This window comes from Chitinophagales bacterium (assembly GCA_013816805.1).
Taxonomy (GTDB): Bacteria; Bacteroidota; Bacteroidia; order Chitinophagales; family UBA10324; genus MGR-bin340.
Window position 1 is genome coordinate 102006 of the sequence record JACDDS010000004.1, and the last position, 17368, is coordinate 119373.

Genomic DNA, 17368 nt, shown 5'->3' on the forward strand with positions numbered 1-17368 from the left:
TTTCCTAACTCTCCGTGGCGGATGGCTTTACATTTAAACATTAGTATTATCAATACTTAATACTCATGTTCGCAGCAACGCTTTTATTATCTCTCTTAGAAAAGCTCACAGCCCTAAAAACGTTTGCTGCGGTAAAGGCAGGTATTTCCATGATACCCTCGCGAGGGTATACATTACATTCGTTTAACCATGATGTAAACCACAATTTGGTACGTGCACGCATTGCCCGTGATCTTCACGACAATATCGGCTCTACACTTGGCAGTATTTCGTATTACAGTGAAATGGCACGTCACCTGCCTGAAGAAAAGAAATCACAGCGCAACATGCTGCTGAAGAAAATAGAAGAAGCCTCTCACGACCTGATAGAAGAGATGAGTGATATGGTATGGGCAATCAATCCTGTAAATGATAGCCTGGAAAAACTCACCACCCGGATGAGGAACTATGGAACCGATTTTCTTTCAACCTGTAATATTGATTACTCATTTGAAACGAAGATTATTTCCGATATACCGCAGCTTTCTATCGAGCAACGTAAAAATATTTTCCTCATTTACAAAGAAGCTATTTACAATGCATCTAAATATTCTGCTTGTTCCCGGTTAACGGCATCTATTATTCAATCCACCAATAACCTAATTATCGAAGTAAGGGATAATGGAAAAGGGTTTGATATAAATCAACCGGCACCATACAATGGAAATGGAATCATCAATATGAAATATAGAGCAAAAGAAATCGGAGCCGAGTTTTATATTTTTTCAGAAAAAGGAAAGGGTACTCAGGTTTGTGTGTTAATTCCTGTAGAACCCGAAAAGTGTAATCCTCAAAATAAAAATCAGGATTTAATGATTGACACTTAAATGGAACTCTCACAATTGTGCGTATGGTATCACCCATTACAATAATGCTCTTCGATGATAACAAGCGTATCCGGGATTCGCTGGAAATTCTTTTTACATCCCATTCGGAATTTGAATGGCTGGGCGCTCACAGAGATGCCTCTCAAGCAACTGTGCTCGTCGGGACAAGTTTTCCTGATGTGGTGCTGATGGATATTAATATGCCGGGAATCAGTGGCATTGAATCGACTTATTCTATTAAAAGAAAATTTCCTGATCAGGTAATAATGATGCTCACCATATTCGATGATGATGATAAAGTATTCAATGCCATCTGTGCCGGTGCAGTAGGCTATATTGTAAAAAGCAAATCACTAACTCATTATTAAAGCAGTAAAGGAAGTACATGCAGGAGGTGCACCCATGACTCCCTCCGTGGCCCGCAATGTGCTTCAGCTATTTCAACAAAGAAATGCTCCTGCACCACCTGATGCTTTTGACCTGACAGAAAGGGAAAAAGAAGTGCTGAGTCATCTTACTAAGGGCAGCGCTTATAAGATGATCGCAGATAAAATGAACATCTGCTACGATACCGTTCATTCCCATATCAAAAACATCTATAAAAAACTTCACGTTAATTCTGTGAGCGAAGCGGTTTCGAAGGCCTTACGGGAGCGGTTGTAATCTTTTAGACATTTCCAAGCTTTATTTCACATTATTTTCAATTGTGATCGGAAGTCTAACTGAAATTAATGTGCCGCTATAAACGGATTTGAATATTGATAGATCTAATATCAAGCCGTACCAACAACTGTGGCGAAAGGGATTTTTCATGATTAATATAACGAACCCCTCGACAGAAATAGTAAGTCGCTTTTTTACGTGAGTATTTCACAAGCGTATTAAAATCCTTGAATACTTGCTTTAATCTTTCTAATGTTAATTCATCAAACAAATAACAAGTCATAATCTAAATTCACCACTATTGGCGATTGACAGGATAAACTCTTTTTTTCATCTTTACATCAATGCTTCAATGTTTAAGCTGATGCGGATAAGGATGCGTGATGTAAAGCACCTCATTTGATCATTTTCGAAATGGCAATTTCTCTGCTGCGCTGTTGTATTTTTTCTTCGCTGCTGATCTTCCTTTCTTTTTTCACGCTGGCACAAAGCAATGAGGCGTCGAATAATACATCCGCTGTTTCTCCGGTGGATGCACAATTGATCCAGGCGGCGAAGGATGCATACATCTTCGGTTATCCACTTGTGATGATGGAAATCACCCGGAGGGTGATGACCAACTACGAAAAGGCAACCGATCGCGGAGCACCAATGAACCAAATCTTCAGGAAAGAAACTTTTCCTGATGAAAAATTCAATACTGTAGTCAAGCCTAGCTGCGATACCTACTATGCACTGGCATGGATCGACCTTGGTCAGGAACCATTCGTCCTTGAAATTCCCAATACAAACGGGAGATTTTATTTACTGCCGATACTCGACGCGTGGACCAATGTGATTGCATCACCGGGCAAGCGTACCACTGGCACAGCTTCACAAAAATTTATGATTACAGGGTCACATTGGAAGGGGAAAATACCAAGGCAAATGACGGAGCTGCACTCACCAACCAATATGGCATGGATGGTGGGCCGTACCCAGGTGAACAGCAGGGAGGATGGTGCAAGTGTTGTGAAAGCGATCCAGCAAAGTTACCGCTTAACTCCTTTAAGCAGTTATCGCAAACGATACGATCCGCCCCGTTCCAAGGTGGATTCCCTCATTTCAATCAATCCGCCTCTGAAGCAGGTTTATGAAATGCCGGTCGAGGTATATTTTAATTTGTTAAATCAGCTGATGGTTGACAATCCCCCATTTCCTGCTGATTCAGCAATATTAAAACGGGTTGGTCCTCTTGGAATATCACCCGGTAGAACTTTCGATTTGAAAAAATTTTCAGATAATGTTCAGGATTCAATCATTTCGATTCCTTTGTGGTTTAAAAAATACATGGCTGATTTAGCAAATAAGAAACAAAAAATTAACGGATGGACGGTCTATCGCGGCTTGGGCGAATACGGAATACGGTATGATTTCAGGGCAATGATTTCCAACAGGGGGCTCGGCGCCAACCTTGATGCCGATGCACTTTATCCTTCATCAACAACAGATGCTGATGGCGATAAGTACGACGGAGCAAAGTATCGCTATGTTTTGCATTTTGACGCCGGGAAGCTGCCGCCTGCGAATGCGTTCTGGAGTTTGACGATGTATGGCATGGATAATTTCCTGGTGGCTAATCCCATCAACCGCTTTGCGATTGGGGACAGGAATGATCTTAAAAAAAATTCCGACGGTTCGCTGGATATTTTTATTCAAAAGGATTCACCCGGGGAGGAGAGAGCATCTAACTGGTTGCCTGCTCCCGCTGCGCCATTTAACCTCACGTTGCGAATCTACTGGCCAGAGGAAGCTGTCTTAAACGGAAGTTGGATCCCGCCCGCTGTTGTGAAAGTTCAATAGAGGATGTTTACTCAGTTCCCACACGAATCCTTCACGCGATATAATTGCACATTGACCAATATTGGCGATTGACAACCTATTAGTTCTTCGATAACGTTACCAATGATGACACCCCCTTATCAAAATAGAGCTGTTCTATTGACAACAGCCTGAAACGCGATTCACTCGAACTGCTTTCAACTTCAAAAGCCGGCTTTTAATGGGAACGTGGTTATGCTGATGCCGTTCAGGCGATGAACCTTCTGGAAAGTTCATTCACCTGATGTAGTGCTTATGGACATAGATATTTCAGGAATCAGCGGTATCCAAGGTCACTTATGCTATCAAAAAGAATTTACCGGATCAGGTAATCATAATGTACACCCTATATGATAGTGACGAGAACATATTTCGCTCTATATGCGCTGGGGCTTCGGGTTACCTTTTAAAATACCTGTCACGCAGTAATCTAATTCCTGCAGTGAAAGAGTTACATAGCGGCGGCTCACCCCTAACACCATCCGTGGCCCGCAATGTGCTTCAGCTATTTCAACAAAAAATTGCTCCTGCACCACCTGATGCTTTTGACTTGACAGAACGGGAAAAGGAAGTACTGAGTCATCTTACTAAAGGCAGCGCTTATAAGATGATCGCTGATAAAATGAACATCTGCTACGATACCGTTCATTCCCATATTAAAAACATCTATAAAAAACTTCACGTTAATTCTGTAAGCGAAGCCGTTTCTAAGGCCTTGAGAGAACGGTTGTGAATTTACTTTTCCCGCATTATTACCTCTAACCCTTTCCCTACAATAATAATCCATAATAATACTCACCATAATTGGCGATTGACAGGCGCAGTTCTGCATCTCATCTTTGCATTAACAAATGAGCTTTAAACTTCAAAGGCTTTTGCCGCATACGATTAACCAGGAACGGGAGGTAGATATTGAATAATGAAAAGATGGGTTTGAAATCTTCCCCGGCGATTGAAATCAGTAAATTATGTAACACGCATAATAATAATGGTATTGAAATTTACAAATAGAGTTTTGAGATTTAAGATTTTCCCCTTAGTTCATTTTCACTTTTTCTGATTTCTAAAATTTATCTATATGAAAACAATTCTCCTTTTATTCATTGCTCTTGCAAATATTTGCGTGGTCAGCGCCTCATCTGTCGCACCTTTTTCACACACATTTAAATCCGGTGGTTTTGTTCAAAATAAAGGTCAGATTAAAAATCAATATGGCCTGGTAAATGATGATGTAAAATATTTATATTCCAATGGCTTCTTTAATCTTCAGCTTCGCAAGAATGGTTTTAGCTATGAAATCTTTGAAGCTAAAAAAAGTGCCATCTTCTTGTCCGCCGCAGAAGATGATGAAGATTTAGGGCAGCAGCAAAAGGTTGACCTTTCATCCAGCCGAATAGATGTCATATTACTGGGCGCCAATGCTTCCCCGGAAATGGTTGCTGAAGAAGGGTCGGGTACCTATTTTAATTATTTTATCACTCCTTCTTATAAAAAAGGGATCGAACATGTTTTAGCCTTTAACAAGATCACATACAAAAATATATATCCCGGTATTGATCTGGTCTTCACTGACGATTTGATAAATAATACCGTGGAATATTCTTATGTTATTCGTCCAAATGCCAATCCTGCGCTGATCCGGATGCAATACCTGGGAACATCAGGCATAGCTATAGACAAATTTCAACATTTAAATATTCAGGCCGAAAAAGGTTTTGTGAGTGAAATCAACCTCAGCTCTTTCACTAATGAAACCAAGAAAGAAGTCCCTTGTAGGTTAACGTTGGAAAACAATGAGGTAAGTTTCTCAGTTGGTTCTGTTGTAAATGAAACACTCGTCATTGACCCCAATATTATTTGGGGAACCTATTTTGGAGGAGAGATAGATGAAAAGACAAATCCCGAAATTACCGTGGATCAGAAAGGCAAGCCCATCTTGGTAGGAACAACCAGCAGTACCACTCTTATTGCAAGCAGTGGTGCCTTTCAAACCAGATTCTCCGGAGTGTGTGATTTTTGCATATCAAAATTTAAGACAGATGGAAATTTAGATTGGGCTACCTATTTTGGAGGAAGTGGTCAGGACATTGCTTATGGCATTACCAGCGATGATGGGAATAATATTTATGTGGCAGGCAATACTACCAGTGATGGATTAGCAACTCCAGGTGCCCATTTAACAACAAGGGCAGGCCAGGGAGATGCCATTCTTGCAAAGTTCAGCAGTACAGGGGGTTTACTATGGAGCACTTATTATGGTGGGTTTTCTCCTGACCAAGCGCGAAGCGTTTGCATTGATAATTCAGGACATGTTTTTATAGCTGGCTATTGTAACAGTACAACAGGGATTTCTACACCGGGTGTTTATCAGGAAACATATGGAGGTTATGGAGACGCTTTTGTTGCTATGTTTTCATCAAATGGCACACTGAGGTGGGGAAGTTATTTAGGCGGCACTAAGCAAGATCGTATCCATGCAGTGAGTGTGGATAAAATGGGTGCAGTGTACATTGAGGGAACCTGTGAAAGCACGTCCGGCATCGCGACTCCCGGAGCTTATCAAACTGTTTTTGGAGGAGCTACGGATGCCCTGGTCGCTAAATTTGATACTTCAAATGGTAATATTTTCTGGTCCACTTACTATGGTGGCGAAGCTGAAGACCATGGCCGCGGAGTGGTTTGTGACTCAAAGGGAAATGTATATATAGCAGGTTTCACAGGCAGTCTAAATAATATTGCTACACCCGGTGCATACCAGGAGCTTTTGAATCTCTACGGACAGAGTGGAGGGTTCGATGGATTAGTTGTGAAATTTACGAGTGACGGCGAGCGCATATGGGGAACTTATTATGGTGGTGAAGGAAACGACCCCTTTTATGGAATGGCTATTGACAACAATTCAAACATTTATATTGCAGGTTCTACAAAAAGTATTTCAGGAATAGCAACCGCCAATGCCATTCAGGGATCGATTGGCGGTGACAATAATTCTGATGGCGCACTTGCCAAGTTTGACAATGACGGACATTTACTAATGGGAACGTACTGGGGTGAAACTGCCCAGGAAATATTCTATGATGTTGATGTAGATGATAAAGGATTTGCATTCGCTGCATGTCGTACTGAGGGCACCGTTGAAGTTACTCCCGGGGTTTATCAGACTCAGAATAACGGTGGAGCTGACTATGCAGTATATAAAATATATGCCGGTGACAATTGTTACGATATTAATGAACCGAATGAAACCCTCTCCTCCTCGAAACTATTGAAAGCAACTACTGATACATCAAGCTGGGGTTATAGCGCGAGCATATCTTCTTCGACTGATCAGGATTGGTTTAAAATAAAGACAAAAGCAGATGGAACAAATCTTAAGATATTGCTCATGTATCCCCCGAAAACTTACACCCTAAAGCTTTGCGGTGACGACGGAGCAACTTTGGATTCTTCACGATTTCAGGGACCCGATACGCAAACCATTATATTTAATAATAATAATACAGGTTCATTCTACATTCAGGTTGTTCATACCAATACTCAATTCGATTCATTGAATTGTTACCGGTTACTAATAATTAAAAGCAGTACTCCATTTTCTGTTCCACAAAAAGATTTGTCCCCACGATGGAATTCAAAGGCAAACGAAAGTGATTTCAGGATCGATCCGAATCCTGCCTGTACTCAGGTAAATGTGCATTTTATTTCTGATAAAAAAGGCATGGTTACGGGCATCTTATATGATATGTTGTGTCATCCTGTTTTTATGCAGCAATTTGAGGTGGATGAAGGAATAGTAGAACACCAGTTCACGCTTCCCTTGCTGACATCCGGCAGCTACATTTTCGAATGGAAACAAAACGATATAATTCATAGAAAACAATTGGTGATCAATCAGTAATTACTATAGTATTTTTGTTCGCCTGGAGATAAGTGTTTCTTATTTGATTTAGAATCGCCTATTTAAAATCATTGATGAAGAACAGAAATTGTAATTGATTCAAGTCAAATGTAATTGAATGAGATCATCTTCCTGCCTTCATTCAGATAATCCACAATGACAAGCAGAAATCAGGAAGCTGATGATCGAGAAATAATAATTAAAGGGTCGCACTTCGGGAGTGTGATACAGCATTCCTGAAGTGCTATCCTAAAATCATTTCCTGTACCACGAAAAAATAAATAAGGTCACCTTAACCTCATCATAATGTTAATCACAACTACAATTAATCCGCAAGTGAAAGGCCGCATAGCAGAGAAAACAATCACCTTGCTTCTCACAATTTTATTAATAGCAGGCTTAATCTGCAGCTATGCACAAAACACCTGGACACAGAAAGCTAGCTTTGGAGGCACAGCAAGAGACGCTGCTGTCGGATTTTCTATTGATAACAATGGATACATTGGTACCGGCTGGGATGCCACTTCACCTTTCAAAAATGATTTCTGGGAATATAATTCAGCCACTAACGCCTGGACTCAAAAAGCTAACTTCGGGGGAACGGGAAGAAACGGTGCAATAGGATTTTCCGTTGATAACAAAGGATATATCGGTACTGGTTATGATGTTAACTACGAGAAAAAAAATGATTTCTGGGAATACGATCCTGCAACGAATACTTGGATACAAAAAGCTAACTTCGGTGGAACAGCAAGAGATTTAGCTGTGGGATTTTCTATCGGCAGCAAAGGGTACCTTGCTACCGGTCGGGATATCAACGGTTATACAAATGATCTCTGGGAATATGATCCTGTCACCAATGTCTGGATTCGGAAGGCTGACTTGGGTGATACGGGAAGATACGGTGCAGTAGGATTTTCCATTGACAGTAAAGGCTATATCGGTACCGGGTTTGATATTAACTACCAGAAAAATGATTTCTGGGAATACGATCTGCAACGAATATGTGGATACCAAAGGCTAACTTCAATGGAACAGCAAGAGATTTAGCTGTGGGGTTTTCTATTGGCAGCAAAGGGTATTTAGGAACTGGATACAGTAGTAATGACTATAACAGGTGTTTCAGTGATTTCTGGGAATATGACCCGGCACCAAATACCTGGATTAAAAAAGCTAACTGCGGGGGATGGGAAAGAGGTCAGGCAGTCGGATTTTCTATCGACGGAAAAGGATATATAGGCACCGGTTTTAATAATGGTTTCACTTACCTAAATGATCTCTGGGAATATACTCCTGACAATCCTGACGACTTATGTTCAGCACCCTATGATGGTTATACAAATAATATCACTTCCACCAGCGCAACTGTTTCATGGTTTGATTCTATTAACGCGGCTATTGGTTATCGGATTTACTATAAAGAGAAAAATACTTACGGTTGGAGCAAGGCACACGCGAAAGGAACTTCGCTCAGTAAGACAATAAAAGGATTACAACCAGGTACCACCTACGTTTGGATGGTTGGTGCAAAATGTGACTCAGCATTCCACTCAGATTTTTCTCAGCGGTATGAATTCACAACACTATCAGAGAAAGAAGCCGATGCTGCAAATCTTTCCGGTTTCGATTTATTCATATCTCCGAATCCAGGTGATGGAAATTTAACATTAGAAATCACACTTCAGCAAGAAGAATCACTCACCATTAAGTTGTTTGATGTGACGGGAATAGAAATGTATGCAGAGAACGTCGGCAACGTAGCGGGTACTTTAATTAAACAACTTCATCTAAACAATCTCTTTCATGGTTCCTACTTCATTCAAATTATTCATAATGGACAAGCAGAAATCAGGAAGCTGATGATCCAGAAGTAAATTAAAGAGTAACATTTCGGAAGTGCTATTCAGCATTCCTGAAGTGTTATTTCTAAAATCATTTCTGGTAATTACAAATACTTAACGTAACCTAATAATCAATTCGCTTTAAAAATTCTATAGCATGCTGACCAAAAACACAATTAACACTCAAGTGAACTCTCGTTTTTTAGTTAGGAAAAACATTCAACAAACAAAACACATTTTGAGATCTGGCTTCCCAAAAACGCATGGCTGGGGAATATTCCGCAAAAGAATTTTCACATGGGCGATCCTGATTTGTATGATTGAATTTACTTATACATTCTCATTCGCGCAGGCTCCGGAGATACAGTGGCAAAACACCATTGGTGGTAAAAACTATGATGAGCTGTACTCTGTTATTGAAATGGCTGACGGCGGTTACCTGCTCGGAGGCTATTCATATTCTGGCATTTCAGGCGATAAAACAGAAGCGAGCGAGGGTAGTTATGACTACTGGGTGGTGAAGTTGGATGGCTCAGGCAATATCGAATGGCAAAATACTATTGGTGGTAGTAGTGATGATGATCTGCAATCTGTTATTCAAACGGCTGATGGCGGTTACCTGCTTGGAGGCTATTCACATTCCGGCATTTCAGGAGAGAAAACCGAAGCAAGTCAGGGAAGTTATGATTATTGGCTGGTGAAGCTCGATGGCTCAGGCAACATTGAATGGCAAAATACCATTGGCGGTAGCTACAATGATATTCTGTACTCTGTTATTCAAACGGCTGATGGCGGTTACCTGCTCGGAGGCTATTCAATTTCGGGCAAATCAGGAGATAAAACTGAAAAGAGCCAGGGTGGTTTTGACTATTGGGTGGTGAAGCTGGATGGCTCAGGCAATATCGAATGGCAAAATACCATTGGTGGTAGTGACTATGATTTTCTGTACTCTATTATTCAAACGACTGACGGCGGTTACCTGCTCGGAGGCGATTCATATTCCGGTATTTCAGGAGATAAAAGCGAAGCGAACCAAGGCAATTATGATTATTATTATGGTTATACCGCTGATTATTGGGTAGTGAAGCTCGATGGCTCAGGCAATATCGAATGGCAAAATACCATTGGCGGAGATGGCGGTGATTATCTGTACTCTGTTATTCAAACCGCTGGCGGGGGTTACCTGCTCGGAGGCTATTCAGAGTCCGGCATTTCAGGAGATAAAACCGAAGCGAGCCAGGGTGATGAGGACTATTGGGTGGTGAAGCTCGAACCAGAAGCAATTGGAACAGGCATTACCTCAACCACTAATTTCATAGATTTTTCAGTCTTTCCAAATCCTGATATTGGACGGATAACTATACAAGCAAAACTTCCACACAAGGAAAATCTCACTATCAAAGTGCTTGATCTTGCAGGAAAAGGATTGTACTCAAAAAACTTCGGCAATGTAACCGGCATCTTTTCCAAACAACTTGATCTCAGTAATTTTTCTGTGGGAACTTATCTCGTGCTATTGGTTCACAATGGGAAGAAAGAAGTGAAGAAGCTGGTGATTCAAAAATAAAATGATGGAACTGTAACCAATTAAAAATAACTCTTTTCTTTTCCTGCTTACTCTTCTTTGTGCATCAGCACTTTCGAGGAAGGTTACGTACAGAAGATGATTGCCAATTTCAGAATTGAAAACAGAAACTGATAATCCAATAATTCCCTCTCACAAAAAATTAATATCATGAAAATTTTCACTTTCCTGATTGCAATTTTGGCGATTGCAGTCACAGCACAGGGACAAGGCACCTGGATACATGGAATGATTCCTCAAATGCCGTAATTGGGAATCGCATTTACTATAAAGAGAAAAATACCTCCGGCTGGAGTAAGGCACATGCAAAAGGAACTTCTACCAGTAAAATATTAAAACGATTGCTGCCTGGTACCACTTACGTTTGGATGGTTGGAGCAAAATGCGACTCAGCGTTCCACTCTGATTTCTTTCAGCGCTATAAATTCACAACACTATCCGAGAAAGAAAGCTATGCTGCAAATCTTTCCGGTTTCAATTTATCCATCTCTCCTAATCCAAGCGATGGAAAGGTAACTATAGCAGCCACCTTTCAGCAGGAAGAATCAATTACCATTAAGTTGTTTGATGTGATGGGCAGAGAAGTGTATGCAGAGAACATCGGCAACGTAGCGGGAACTTTAATTAAACAACTTGATCTAAACAATCTCTTGCCAAGTTCATACTTCATCCAGGTTATTCACAATGGGCAAGTAGAAATAAGGAAGCTGATCCTCCTTCATTAGCGTTTCGTCGAATAAATGTTTCAGAAGTAAAATTAAAGGTTCACACTTCAGGAGTGCAATGCGCGCATTCCATCTCTCATCCACCACCATTTCATTACATTACAGCAAGATTCACGGGTGTAGATTGAATTATATGATGTTGCAGGAAGAAAACTACAAACAGTGTTTGATGAAAATATTTATGCGGGTAATTATGAAGTGAATTTAGATCGTGATAAGTTGGCTGCAGGTATGTACTTACTGAAGATGCAGATGCCCTCATCCGTTATGACACAATCTATCATCGTTCAATGAAAACAAACATTTAAACTCTCCGAAGGAGTCCTTTGAACAAACATCAAATTCTATTTTACCTCAAAAAAACCAAACCAATGAAAACTCTTACCACACTCTTCTCAATTGCTCTTGCCCTTTCAATTTCAATTGCAACGGCACAAACTCCACCTGGTAAGCAATGGGATGCACGGTTTGGAGGCACCAATAATGAATCCCTTAATTCTCTTCAGCAAACTGCCGACGGGGGATACATCCTGGGTGGATGGTCCCAGTCAGGAATCAGCGGAGACAAAACACAGGCGAGCCAGGGCGGTTATGATTACTGGATTGTAAAGACCGATGCCGATGGAATAAAGCAATGGGATGCGCGGTTTGGAAGCAGCGATTATGATTTCCTTCATTCTCTTCAGCAAACTGCCGACGGGGGATATATCCTGGGCGGATATTCCCAGTCAGGAATCAGCGGAGACAAAACTCAGGCAAGCCAGGGATTATATGATTACTGGATTGTAAAGACCGATGCGAATGGAGTAAAGCAATGGGATGCGCGGTTTGGAGGCAGCAGCGATGATTATCTTAATTCTATTCAGCAAACTGCCGACGGGGGATATATCCTGGGTGGATGGTCCCAGTCAGGAATCAGCGGAGACAAAACACAGGCAAGCCAGGGTAGTTATGATTACTGGATTGTAAAGACCGATGCGAATGGAGTAAAGCAATGGGATACGCGGTTTGGAGGCAGCAGCGATGATAGACTTTGGTCTCTTCAGCAAACTACCGACGGGGGATATATCCTGGGCGGATATTCCCAGTCAGGAATCAGCGGAGATAAAACCCAGGCAAGCCAGGGCGCTAGTGATTACTGGATTGTAAAGACCGATGCGAATGGAGTAAAGCAATGGGATGCACGGTTTGGAGGCAGCAGCGCTGAGGGACTTTGGTCTCTTCAGCAAACTACCGATGGAGGATATATCCTGGGTGGGGAGTCCATTTCAGAAATCAGCGGAGATAAAACCCAGGCAAGCCAGGGCGATTATGATTACTGGATTGTAAAGACCGATGCGAATGGAGTAAAGCAATGGGATGCGCAGTTTGGAGGCAGTAACCAGGATGAACTTAATTCTCTTCAGCAAACTGCCGACGGGGGATATATCCTGGGTGGATGGTCAGGGTCAGAAATCAGCGGAGACAAAACCCAGGCAAGCCAGGGCAGTTCTGATTACTGGATTGTAAAGACCGATGCGAATGGAGTAAAGCAATGGGATGCACGGTTTGGAGGCAACAACGCTGATGGACTTTGGTCTCTTCAGCAAACTACCGATGGAGGATATATCCTGGGTGGAACGTCCTCTTCAGGAATCAGCGGAGATAAAACACAGTCAAGCCAGGGCTTTGATGATTACTGGATTGTAAAGACGGATGCGGTGGCAACCACTACCGAAACACTGGTTGACCCTGTAGACTTCTTTTCAGAAATATATCCCAATCCGGTTCAAAATCAACTCACGATCAATATGCCTGTACCTGCCAGTGCTGTCACCATACGTATCTATGATATAATGGGGGAAATGATTTCCCTTCCAACAACAATTCAAAACCCGCAGGCACAGATCAACACAATGGCTTTACCTGAAGGGTTGTACACACTTCAAATCACAAATAATAAGACCCGCGCGAGTAAGGTGCGCAAGTTTGTGAAGCAGTAGGCTGAGCGCCATTTTTTTCAACTCATTTCGCATAGTAAAAAACTTTTCTTATATGAAAAATTTAAACACACCCATAATCTTCGCTCTTGGCTTTCATTTCGATTACGACGGCATAAACTGCCCGCGATAAGCAATGAAGCGACCTGGATTTGGTGAGGCGGAGAAATAGAAATCAGAAAGATCTGTAGCAGATTTCTCTTTCTCCGACAGATAGAAGGATAACTTTATCAGCTAACTTTCATACAGGAAAAATCATTAATTCTCCAGGTAAGTGATGGCGGCAGGGAACAATTTATGGAAAAACGTAGTCTCCTGAAGTATTTACTATAGCTGAATCAGCAGAGCATTGTAAGATTTACTTCCATTTTGTTTCCCGGTCGAAATCCCGCTTGGCATCCCGCTCTTTTATGCTGTCGCGTTTATCGTGAATCTTTTTTCCCTTAGCTAAAGCAATCTCCAATTTGGCCAAGCCTCTTTCAGAAATGAACAGGCGTAACGGAATAATGGTGAGCCCGCGTTCTTTGATTTTTGCCTGCAGCTTCTCCAATTCTTTTTTGTTGAGTAAAAGCTTTCGCTGCCGGAGCGGATCGTGGTTGTAATGTGTGCCCCTGTCGTACTCGGAGATATTCAAATTCTTTACAGAGAGGTCATTCTTATGAAAGAAACACCAGGCGTCTGACAGGTTCGCTTTTCCCTGGCGAATAGATTTTATCTCCGTGCCGGTAAGCATAATTCCCGCAATAAATTTCTCAAGAAATTCATATTCGAAATAAGCCTTCTTATTTTTTATGTTTATAAAATCAGCCATAATAAAAATGCATAACTTTCAATTTGAGACGCTTTACATTGAATCTGTAACAATGGGGTTACTAAATATTTTTTTTAATTTTTCTTTTTTAAAAATTTTCTGCCCCTGTTCGCCAATCGCAATCATCCTGTCTTCAATTTCAGCCTTGAATGCTGTAATTATTTCATGGTGATTAAGAGATTTTATTTTAGAAGTGAAAATTATCTCTTCTCCCGGAAAGGCCGGCGCAAGGTGCTGAATGAAGATCATGGTTCCAATTCCTTCCTCGTCGTCATCCCGCATTTCGAGAACAAACAACCGCCCACACCATTCGGCATCTCTTGCAATGCAAAAAGTGGAATAGACTGCATGCACAAACCCTTCTACATATCCAGCAGTATCAGCTTCTGTAATTATTTTTGTAAATTTTTTTTCATCACCCGGCTTAAAATTTTTTTTCATTGGTAGTGCTAAAAGGTATCAGCCATCAGCCTCAGTAATCAGCTTACAGCTATTTGTAATCAGTCTAATTCATATTTCTATTTTTTGCTGAAGGCTGACAGCTGATATCTGACCACACTTTCATTTAACCGCAAGCAAAGGAATATCAATCTTGTGCCGCACGGCATTTATGGTTTCTCCAAAAATAGTATCTTTTAATGCCCTGTGCCCATGAGCGCCCATCACCAGTAAATCAGCATGGAATCTCTTTACCAGCTCCGGTATTACTTTCGACCGTCTGCCATAACCCAGTTCATAGTGTATTTGAAACCCCTGAAGTTCCAATGCCTGTGCATATTCTTTAAGCACCATCAGATCCTCATTGCTTTCGAGATCGGCTATTTCCTTGCCAATAAGCATGGCACCGGCAGATTCCACAATGTGAATCAATAGATACGAAGCATTATTTCCTCCCGTGGTCAGCGCCCGCGCAAGCGTATCATGATCTTTTTCTGAGAAATCCAGAGTAACTGCAATCTTCCGGAATTCGCTTTTAAGCTGGAAATCCATAGGCAGATTTTCAACATGCAGGCGTGGTAGAGTATATTTCTTCTTTACAAACAATGGTCGGAAAGTTATATAAAGTAATAATACACATGCAAGCAAAACAATCGGAATTACAATAACATAAATCCAAATCCTGTAATCGCCGGCACTTTCTAACCATGAAGCAATCTCATCCACCACCAATTTTATGTTTAGGGAAATGATAACAGCTGCCGTGATCCACGATAAAGTTTTTGACACAGGACCAATAGCATGCTTGCCCATTTTTTCCTTATTACTTACAAAATGGATGAGCGGCACAACGGCAAAACCCAGCTGCAAACTTAAAATAACCTGGCTGAGGATGAGCAGTTCTCCCGTTTTTTCATCCCCATAAAAAAAGATAACCAGGAATGCCGGAACTACTGCAAGCAGCCGTGTAATAAGCCGGCGCAGCCATGGGGCAATTCTCAAATTAAGGTAACCTTCCATCACAATCTGACCTGCCAAAGTTCCCGTAATGGTAGAGCTTTGTCCCGATGCAATTAATGCAACTGCAAAGAGAATGGGAGCGAGCTTTGTCCCCATTAAAGGAGCCATCAGCTGATGTGCATCTTGTATATCTGCAATTTCGAACAAGCCGTTTTTAAAAAATACTGCAGCCGCAAGAATGAGGATAGAAGCATTTACAAAAAAAGCCAGGTTAAGAGCAATAAAGGAATCAATAAAATTAAAGCGAATAGCCTTGCGCTGACCGGCTTCGTGGTGATCAATCTTTCTCGTTTGAACCAATGCAGAATGAAGGTATAAATTATGAGGCATTACGGTAGCCCCTATGATTCCGATAGTAATGTATAGCGCGGTATTATTTGGTATTGAAGGAAGGAAACCTGTTAAGATGCTTGCTGCATCAGGTTTAGCTATGAAAATTTCTATGAAGAAAGAAGCGCCCATGATAAAAACCATGGAGATAATAAATGCTTCCATTTTCCTGATTCCCCATTGCATGATCAGCAGTAACAGCAACGCATCGAATAGGGCAATCGAAATTCCGGCAAGCAGCGGCAGATGAAATAATAAATTCAATCCTATTGCCAGCCCTAAAACTTCAGCCAGGTCACATGCAGCGATGGCGATTTCAGCGAGCAGGTATAAAGGAATATTTATGATGGGCGGATAAATCTCTTTACTTGCTTGTGCAAGGTCGCGGCGCCTCACTATGCCTAACCGTGCGCAATGGCTTTGCAGCAGCAGTGCCATCAAATTCGACATCATTAAGACCCATATCAGCTTATATCCAAAAGCGCTGCCTGCAGCTATATCTGTGGCCCAGTTGCCAGGATCCATGTAGCCAACACTTACCAGGTAGGCGGGACCAACAAAAGCGAATAATGATTTTACCCAGCCTGTACGGTCCGTAGTATCTACACTGCCATGCACTTCTTCGAGCGATTTGGGCACAACCGTTTGTTGTCTCATTTGGCTATTAAGATATTTTTAGCAATATCATGGCTGATATTAACGGTGATATGGTTGTTAATGGTGACCCCCATGCTTTTATCAAACTCCATCTTGTCGGTTACCTTAATGGGAGTACCCATATGAATATTTAATTTATCGAGCTGTTTAAGGAAGGAGGGCTGCTGCTCAATCACTCCTGCAACTTTGCCACGGTCTTTTATCCGGAGCTCACATAGATTTTTAAAACGGCCCGTAATTATTTTACCTTGCCGGTTTGGTATAGGATCGCCGTGCGGATCAAATTTAGGATAGTCCAAAAACCGGTCGAGTTTACTGATCAGCAATTCAGAGTTTACATGCTCCAGCTCTTCAGCTACTGTATGTACTTCATCCCACTGGAATTTTAGTTTTGATACAAGAAAGAGTTCCCACAGCCTGTGCTTACGAATGATAGACATGGCCTTCATATTCCCTGCAGTAGTGAGCAGAACACCCTGGTATTTTTTATAATGAATTAATTTCTTATCAGCCAGTCGTTTCATCATATCCGTAACGGAAGCAGCACTTGTTTCCAGCTGAAACGAGATATCATTTGTCGATACCGGCTTTGCGGTAGTTTTTTCCTGAAGCAGGTATATGGCTTTTAAATAGTTTTCTTCCGTTGGAGAAACCATTTCTAAAATTTTGACAAATATAAATAAAAATTTAGACCA

General features: G+C 41.4%; 16 protein-coding genes. 12 read left to right on the plus strand and 4 right to left on the minus strand.

Going from position 1 to position 17368, the window contains the following annotated elements:
- Positions 1 to 65: 65 nt before the first annotated feature.
- From H0W62_04350 to H0W62_04405, 12 genes are all read left to right on the plus strand, one after another.
- Positions 66 to 866 (plus strand): hypothetical protein, encoded by an 801-nt coding sequence (locus tag H0W62_04350; GenBank protein MBA3647772.1) that lies wholly within the window; start codon positions 66 to 68, stop codon positions 864 to 866.
- 23 nt (positions 867 to 889) lie between these two features.
- Positions 890 to 1234 carry a response regulator transcription factor gene (locus H0W62_04355; GenBank protein MBA3647773.1) on the plus strand — a complete coding sequence of 115 codons (345 nt, stop codon included), beginning with the start codon at positions 890 to 892 and terminating at the stop codon, positions 1232 to 1234.
- Positions 1235 to 1268: 34 nt separating this feature from the next.
- The gene (locus tag H0W62_04360; protein MBA3647774.1) at positions 1269 to 1529 is read left to right on the plus strand and encodes a response regulator transcription factor; all 261 of its coding nucleotides are present in this window, start codon (positions 1269 to 1271) and stop codon (positions 1527 to 1529) included.
- 399 nt (positions 1530 to 1928) lie between these two features.
- Entirely contained in the window at positions 1929 to 3371 is a 1443-nt protein-coding gene (locus H0W62_04365; GenBank protein ID MBA3647775.1) for a DUF1254 domain-containing protein, read from the plus strand.
- Positions 3372 to 3726: 355 nt separating this feature from the next.
- A complete protein-coding gene (locus H0W62_04370) occupies positions 3727 to 4122 on the plus strand; it encodes a response regulator transcription factor (protein MBA3647776.1) in 396 nt (131 codons plus the stop codon).
- A 345-nt stretch (positions 4123 to 4467) separates the two neighbouring features.
- The gene (locus H0W62_04375; GenBank protein MBA3647777.1) at positions 4468 to 7287 is read left to right on the plus strand and encodes an SBBP repeat-containing protein; all 2820 of its coding nucleotides are present in this window, start codon (positions 4468 to 4470) and stop codon (positions 7285 to 7287) included.
- A gap of 306 nt (positions 7288 to 7593) precedes the next feature.
- A complete protein-coding gene (locus tag H0W62_04380; GenBank protein ID MBA3647778.1) occupies positions 7594 to 8337 on the plus strand; it encodes a galactose oxidase in 744 nt (247 codons plus the stop codon).
- Complete coding sequence (locus H0W62_04385; GenBank protein MBA3647779.1) at positions 8292 to 9161, plus strand: fibronectin type III domain-containing protein; 870 nt, start codon at positions 8292 to 8294, stop codon at positions 9159 to 9161. Before H0W62_04380 ends, H0W62_04385 begins: the two co-directional genes overlap by 46 nt.
- A gap of 283 nt (positions 9162 to 9444) precedes the next feature.
- Positions 9445 to 10695: a T9SS type A sorting domain-containing protein gene (locus tag H0W62_04390; protein MBA3647780.1), complete on the plus strand. Its 1251-nt coding sequence runs from the start codon at positions 9445 to 9447 to the stop codon at positions 10693 to 10695.
- A gap of 359 nt (positions 10696 to 11054) precedes the next feature.
- Positions 11055 to 11438, plus strand: a complete 384-nt coding sequence (locus H0W62_04395) for a T9SS type A sorting domain-containing protein (GenBank protein ID MBA3647781.1) — start codon at positions 11055 to 11057, stop codon at positions 11436 to 11438.
- A gap of 162 nt (positions 11439 to 11600) precedes the next feature.
- Complete coding sequence (locus H0W62_04400; GenBank protein MBA3647782.1) at positions 11601 to 11732, plus strand: hypothetical protein; 132 nt, start codon at positions 11601 to 11603, stop codon at positions 11730 to 11732.
- 77 nt (positions 11733 to 11809) lie between these two features.
- A complete protein-coding gene (locus H0W62_04405; GenBank protein ID MBA3647783.1) occupies positions 11810 to 13420 on the plus strand; it encodes a T9SS type A sorting domain-containing protein in 1611 nt (536 codons plus the stop codon).
- Positions 13421 to 13775: 355 nt separating this feature from the next.
- Here the strand turns inward: H0W62_04405 and smpB are convergent, their stop codons facing one another.
- The 4 genes from smpB to H0W62_04425 form a co-directional block, all read right to left on the minus strand.
- Positions 13776 to 14228 carry an SsrA-binding protein SmpB gene (gene smpB / locus H0W62_04410; protein MBA3647784.1) on the minus strand — a complete coding sequence of 151 codons (453 nt, stop codon included), beginning with the start codon at positions 14226 to 14228 and terminating at the stop codon, positions 13776 to 13778.
- A 33-nt stretch (positions 14229 to 14261) separates the two neighbouring features.
- Positions 14262 to 14669, minus strand: coding sequence for a hypothetical protein (locus H0W62_04415; protein MBA3647785.1), 408 nt, complete (start codon positions 14667 to 14669; stop codon positions 14262 to 14264).
- A gap of 120 nt (positions 14670 to 14789) precedes the next feature.
- Complete coding sequence (locus H0W62_04420) at positions 14790 to 16673, minus strand: Nramp family divalent metal transporter (GenBank protein ID MBA3647786.1); 1884 nt, start codon at positions 16671 to 16673, stop codon at positions 14790 to 14792.
- Positions 16670 to 17329: a metal-dependent transcriptional regulator gene (locus tag H0W62_04425; protein MBA3647787.1), complete on the minus strand. Its 660-nt coding sequence runs from the start codon at positions 17327 to 17329 to the stop codon at positions 16670 to 16672. The genes H0W62_04420 and H0W62_04425 overlap by 4 nt, the downstream gene beginning before the upstream one ends.
- Positions 17330 to 17368 lie beyond the last annotated feature (39 nt).